Here is a 234-nt window from a genome sequence, read left to right on the forward strand (position 1 = left end):
CTCTTTCAAAAAGATATGATCAGTGTTTTCCATCTCCCAGGGGAAAGGCATATCCATAATGACAGGTGATTCCTCTTGCGCCGCCTCTTCAGCTTTCTCAAAGAGTGATTCCTCTTGCGCCGCCTCTTCAGCTTTCTCAAAGAGCGATTCCTCTTGCGCCGCCTCTTCAGCTTTCTCAAAGAGCGATTCCTCTTGCGCCGCCTCTTCAGCTTTCTCAAAGAGCGATTCCTCTTG

1 pseudogene is annotated in these 234 nt (G+C 49.1%); it reads right to left on the reverse strand.

The annotated features are described in order from the left end of the window. Window positions 1-234, reverse strand: a pseudogene (locus tag MR079_RS28910) (hypothetical protein); the annotation flags it as partial.

The organism is Bacillus cereus group sp. BfR-BA-01381 (assembly GCF_022663555.1).
GTDB lineage: Bacteria > Bacillota > Bacilli > Bacillales > Bacillaceae_G > Bacillus_A > Bacillus_A pacificus.